This window comes from Sandarakinorhabdus oryzae (assembly GCF_009733735.1).
In the GTDB taxonomy this organism is placed as follows: Bacteria; Pseudomonadota; Alphaproteobacteria; order Sphingomonadales; family Sphingomonadaceae; genus Sandarakinorhabdus; species Sandarakinorhabdus oryzae.
Genome location: NZ_WNJP01000169.1, coordinates 1 through 5,710 on the forward strand (window position 1 = coordinate 1; position 5,710 = coordinate 5,710).

General features: G+C 66.8%; 4 protein-coding genes. All 4 read left to right on the forward strand.

Features of this window, described 5'->3' with window-relative positions; translation table 11 throughout:
- Positions 1–637: efflux RND transporter periplasmic adaptor subunit (locus tag GJ693_RS13250; RefSeq protein ID WP_156256760.1), on the forward strand; the 637-nt coding region annotated here is incomplete at its 5' end.
- A 24-nt stretch (positions 638–661) separates the two neighbouring features.
- Entirely contained in the window at positions 662–3,739 is a 3,078-nt protein-coding gene (locus tag GJ693_RS13255) for an efflux RND transporter permease subunit (protein ID WP_156256761.1), read from the forward strand.
- 43 nt (positions 3,740–3,782) lie between these two features.
- A complete protein-coding gene (locus tag GJ693_RS13260; protein ID WP_156256762.1) occupies positions 3,783–4,991 on the forward strand; it encodes a DUF445 domain-containing protein in 1,209 nt (402 codons plus the stop codon).
- Positions 4,992–5,001: 10 nt separating this feature from the next.
- A complete protein-coding gene (locus GJ693_RS13265) occupies positions 5,002–5,565 on the forward strand; it encodes a GNAT family N-acetyltransferase (protein WP_156256763.1) in 564 nt (187 codons plus the stop codon).
- Positions 5,566–5,710: the final 145 nt, after the last annotated feature.

Sequence of the window (5,710 nt, forward strand, 5' to 3'; positions counted from 1 at the left end):
CAACGCCCGCGTTGGCGTGGCGCGCGCCCAGCTGGCCGCAGCGCGTGAACGCGCAGACCGGCTTGACGTGCGGGCCCCGGCGGCCGGCCTGATCCTGGCGCGCAATGTCGAAACCGGCCAGGTGGTTGGCCCCGGCACCGGTCCGCTGTTCCGTCTCGCCGAAGGCGGCGCGCTGGAAATGCGCGCCCAGGTGTCCGAACAGGACATGGCGCGCCTGAAGATTGGCCAGCCGGCGGAAGTCACCCCGGTGGGCGGGGTCAACACCTATACCGGCCGCGTCTGGCTGATCGATCCGGTCATCGACCTGTCGAGCCGCCAGGGCATCGTGCGCATCCAGCTGGCCTATCAGCCCGGCCTGCGTGTCGGCGCCTTTGCCCGCGCCCGCATCAATGCCGGCGAAGCCAGCAGGCCGCTGCTGCCGCAATCGGCGGTGCTCGCCGATGGCCAGGGCAATTTCGTCTATGTGCTGGGCAAGGACAGCAAGGTGGAACGCCGCGCCGTGACGGTGGGCACCATCAGCGACGCCGGTGTCGGCATCGCCAGCGGCCTGACCGGCAACGAGAAGGTGGTGGCCAGCGCCGGCGCCTTCCTGAAGCCGGGTGACAAGGTCAAGCCGGTGCTCAGCAAATCAAGCTGAACCGGCTGAACAGAGGCAAGTTTGATGCGCAACGTTTCTGCCTGGTCGATCAAGAATCCGGTGCCGCCGCTGGTGCTGTTTGCCCTGCTGCTGCTGGCCGGTGTGCTGTCGTTCCGTGCGATGGACATCAACAACCAGCCCGACGTGGAGTTCCCCGGCGCCCAGATCATCGTGGCGCAGCCGGGCGCCGCCCCGGCCGAGCTGGAAAACCAGGTGACGCAGCGCGTTGAGGCGGCGGTGCGCAACATCACCGGCGTCGATGAAGTCAACAGCTTCGTGTCGGAAGGCCAGAGCCGCACCATGGTGCAGTTCGCCATCGGCACGCCGATCGATCGCGCCGTCAACGACGTGCGCGATGCGGTCGCCAATATCCGTTCCGATCTGCCGCAGGGCATCCTGCAGCCGCAGGTCAACCGGCTCGACATGGCGGGCGGGCCGATTGCTTATTTCTCGGTCGAATCCACCGCGATGACGCTGGAGGAGCTGAGCTGGTTCGTCGACAACACGGTGGCCAAGCGGCTGCTCGGCATTCCCGGCATGGCGCAGGTCAAGCGCTCCGGCGGCGTCAACCGCGAGATTCGCGTCATCCTCGATCCCGATCGCATGCAGGCCTATGGCGTGACCGCGAGCCAGGTCAACGCGCAGCTGCGCCAGGTCAACCTCAACGCCGCCGGCGGCCGCGCCGAGATTGCCGGTGCCGAACAGTCTGTGCGCGTGCTCGGCAACGCCCGCAATGCCAATGGCCTGGCCGAAACCCAGATCAACCTCGGCCCCGGCCGCAGCATCCGCCTTGGCGATATTGCCGAGGTGCGCGATGCCTATGCCGAACAGCGCAGCATTTCCAAGCTGGGCGGCCGCCAGGTGCTGAGCTTCAGCCTTGGGAAGGCCAAGGGCGCGTCTGACGTCACCGTCTATGACGCGGCGGTGAAGGAGATCGACAAGCTCCGCACGCAATATCCCAAGGTCAGCTTCCGCCTGATCTTCACCTCGGTCGATTACACCAAGAATCAATATCATGGCGCCATCGACGCCATGGTCGAAGGTGCCATTCTCGCCGTGCTGGTGGTGTTGATCTTCCTGCGTGATTGGCGCGCCACCCTGATCTCGGCGCTGGCCATCCCGCTGTCGGCGGTGCCCACCTTCTGGTTCCTCGATGCCTGGCTGGGCTTCAGCCTCAACCAGCTGTCGCTGCTGGCGCTGTCGCTGGTGGCCGGTGTGCTGGTCGATGATGCGATCGTGGAGATCGAAAATATTGTCCGCCACATGCGCATGGGCAAATCCGCCTATCAGGCCGCCATGGACGCGGCCGACGAGATCGGCCTGGCCGTCGTCGCCACCACCATGTCGATTGTCGCGGTGTTCCTGCCCGTCGCCCTGATGCCCGGCATTTCCGGCCAGTTCTTCAAGAATTTCGGCGCCACCGTTGCGGTGTCGGTGCTGATCAGCCTGGCCGTTGCACGCCTGATCACCCCGATGCTGGCCGCCTATTTCCTGAAGAGCCATGGCGAGGCCGATCACGGCACCGCCGGCTGGATCGACCGCTATATGAAGATCCTGAACTGGGCGCTGGTCAACCGCTTCAAGACCGTGTTCGGCATCGGCGGCGTCGCGCTGGGGCTCACCATCGTGCTGTTCATCGCGCTGCCCAAGACCTTCCAGCCCGACACCGACAACGACGACAGCCAGGTGACCATCGCCCTGCCGCCCGGCGTGACGCGCGACCAGACCGAGGCCGTGGTCGACAAGGCGGTGAATGTGCTCGAATCCTCGCCCGACTTGGCGCTGGCCTTTGCCGATGTCGATGTCGGCAGCGGCAACATTTATCTGACGCTGAAGAAGTCGCGCTCCATGCACCGCATCGAGTGGGAGCGTTCGATGGCGCCCAAGCTGGCGGCCATCCCCGATGCCCGCATCGGCTTTGCCTCCCAGGGTGGCGGCATGCCGGGCAACCGCGATATCGGCATCACGCTTACCGGCAATGATCCCGACGTGCTGGACCGCACGGCGCAGAAGGTGGTGGCCGAAATGCGCGCCATGCCGGAACTGCGCCAGCCCCGCATCGAAGGTGGCCTGCAGCGGCCGGAAATCACCATCAAGCCGCGGCTCGATCTCGCCGCCGAACTGGGCGTGACCACGGCCGCGCTGTCGGAAACCATCCGCATCGCCACGCTGGGTGACATCGATCAGAACGTCGCCAAGTTCAGCATCGCCGATCGCCAGATCCCGATCCGGGTGGCGCTGGCCGAGTCCGCGCGGCGCAGCCTGTCGACCATCGAGAATCTGCCGGTGCCGACCAGCCGTGGTGGCACGGTGCCCCTCAAGGTCGTCGCCCAGGTCAGCTTTGGCGCCGGCCCCACCGAAATCCGCCGCTACAACCAGCAGCGCCGCATCCTGATCGGCGCCGACGTCGCCCCCGGCCTTGTCACCGGCGAAGTGCAGACCAAGGTGGACCAGCTGCCCAGCCTGAAGACCCTGCCGGCCGGCGTCGAGAAGGTGAAGCTGGGCATGCAGAAGTGGATGGGTGAACTGATCCAGAACTTCATCCTGGCCGTCATCGCCGGCATCGTGATGGTGTTCGCCGTGCTGGTGCTGCTCTACAAGCGGGTGCTGCCGCCGTTCGTCAACATGATGTCGCTGCTGCTGGCGCCGCTGGGTGGCCTGATCGCGCTGCTGATCACCGGCAATGCCATCTCCATGCCGGTGTTCATCGGCCTGCTCATGCTGCTCGGCATCGTCGCCAAGAACTCGATCCTGCTCGTCGACATGGCGATCGAGGAAATGAGCAAGGGCGTGCCGAAGATGGAAGCCATCTTGGAAGCCGGCCACAAGCGCGTGCAGCCGATCGTTATGACCACCGTCGCGATGGTGGCGGGCATGATGCCGGTGGCGCTGGCGCTGGGCGGCGACGGTTCGTGGCGCGCGCCGATGGGCATCGTGGTGATCGGCGGCCTGATCGTCTCCACCGCCCTCACCCTGATCATCGTGCCGGCCGGTTTCTCGATCGCGGTGTCGGTGGAAGAATGGCTGGCACCGCGAATGCGGCGCTGGTTCACCAACAACGAAGGGGCTGCTAAGCTGCCGGGCGTCTCGCCTGCGGAGTGATAACGTCCTGAACAGCCTGCTGCCGGAATCGCCCTTCCACCGGATGCGTTTGCTCGCAACGTCGCTGCTGGCGGCGATGGCCGTGCTGTTCCTTGTCTGCCTGACCTGGCCGGCCGCCTTCCCCGGCATGCACTGGCTGCGTGCCTTTGCCGAAGCCGCCATGGTCGGCGGCTTGGCGGACTGGTTCGCTGTCACTGCATTGTTCCGCCGGCCGCTGGGCCTGCCGATTCCGCACACCGCGATCATCCCCGAACAGAAGGACCGGCTGGGCGACACGCTGGCGCTGTTCTTGAAAGACAATTTCCTCAAGCCCCAGGTCGTCGCCCGCCGGCTGGACGATGCCGATCTGGCCGGCGTGCTGGCGCGCTGGTTGTCGGCGCCGCCGGCGGCTGGCCCCAACCGCAAGAAGGGCCTGGCACCGCTGGTCGGCCAGTTGATCGAGGGACTGGACGATCCGTCGATCGCCCAGGCGGTGGAGGATCTGGCGCGCGGCCGGCTGCAATCGATGCGGTTGTCGCCGATCATTGCCGATGCGGTGGACACGCTGGTGGCCGGCGGCCGCCACGAGCTGCTGATCGATGCTGCGGTGGATTTCGGGCTGGCGACCATCGTTGATGAAGCGCCCACCATCCGCGGCATGGTGGCGGAACGCACCAACTGGCTGCTGCGGCTGGCCGGCGCCGATGAAAGCCTGTCTTCGACGATGATCACCTCGGTGCAGCGGCTGCTGGTCGAGATCAAGCATGATCCCTACCACCCGGTGCGCCAGAAACTGGTCGAGGCGTTCAAGCAGTGGACGTTTGATCTGAGGCATTTCCCTGAGGCGCAGGAGCGCGTCGAAGGCTTCAAGGATGATCTGCTCGCCAACCCGGCCATGGCCAGCTGGGTGCAGGGCCTGTGGGAAGCGGCACGCGAAACGCTGGCCGCCAGCCTGAAAGAACCGGCCGGCAGTCGCCTGGGCGGTGCCCTGCTCGCGCTCGGCACCCGCATCGAGGGCGACCAGGCGCTGAAGGCTGGGCTCAACACGGCGCTGCGCCGCGCCGTGGCGGGCCTTGCCAAGACCCATGGCGATGAAATCGTGAAGCTGGTGTCCGAAACCGTGCGCAGCTGGGATGCCGAAACCGTGACCGACAAGGTGGAACAGGCCGTGGGCCGCGACCTGCAGTTCATCCGCATCAATGGCACGCTGATCGGCGGCAGCATTGGCGTGGCCATCCACGCCGCCACCCATTTCGCCCTGATGAGAGCCTGAGGCCCCCGCCATGCTCGATCGGCAGCCCACGTTGCACCACCCTGCCCTCACGCTGCTTCCGGCCACGGCGGCCGACTGGCCGGCGCTGTTTGCCGCCGCCCATGATCCCGGCATCTGGGAAGGCCACCCGGCCAACGACCGCTGGCAGGAACCGGTGTTCCGCGGCTTTTTCGACGAAGGCCTGGCCAGCGGTGGCATGCTGGTGGCGGTGGAACCCGACAGCGGCGCCATCATCGGCTCCTCACGCTTCGATTTCGGCCGCGCCCAGGCGGGCGAGGTGGAGGTGGGCTGGACCTTCCTGGTCCGCCGCCATTGGGGCAGCAAGACCAACCATGTGATGAAGGCGCTGATGGTCGGCCACGCGCTGGAGGTGATGGAGCAGGTGATCTTCCTGATCGGCGAGACCAACATCCGCAGCCGCACAGCCATCACCCGCATCGGCGCGGCGCTGACCGACCGGCAGATGACCGCCCAGCTTTCGACGGGCCCCGTCACCCATCTCACCTACGCGCTCGACCGCGCCGCCTTTGCCGCCGGGCCGCTGGCGCCGCACTGGGCGCAGCGCCTGACCTGAAGCGGTTGCGGTCACGTCACGCCTGGGGCAGGTTGCCGGCCAGACTTGGGGGACAATCAATGACCAGACTGACCTTGCGCCGCGCCGTGCGCGCTGCCGCCCTGACCGTCCTGCTGGCGGGGCCCGCGCTGGCCAGCCCGGCGTC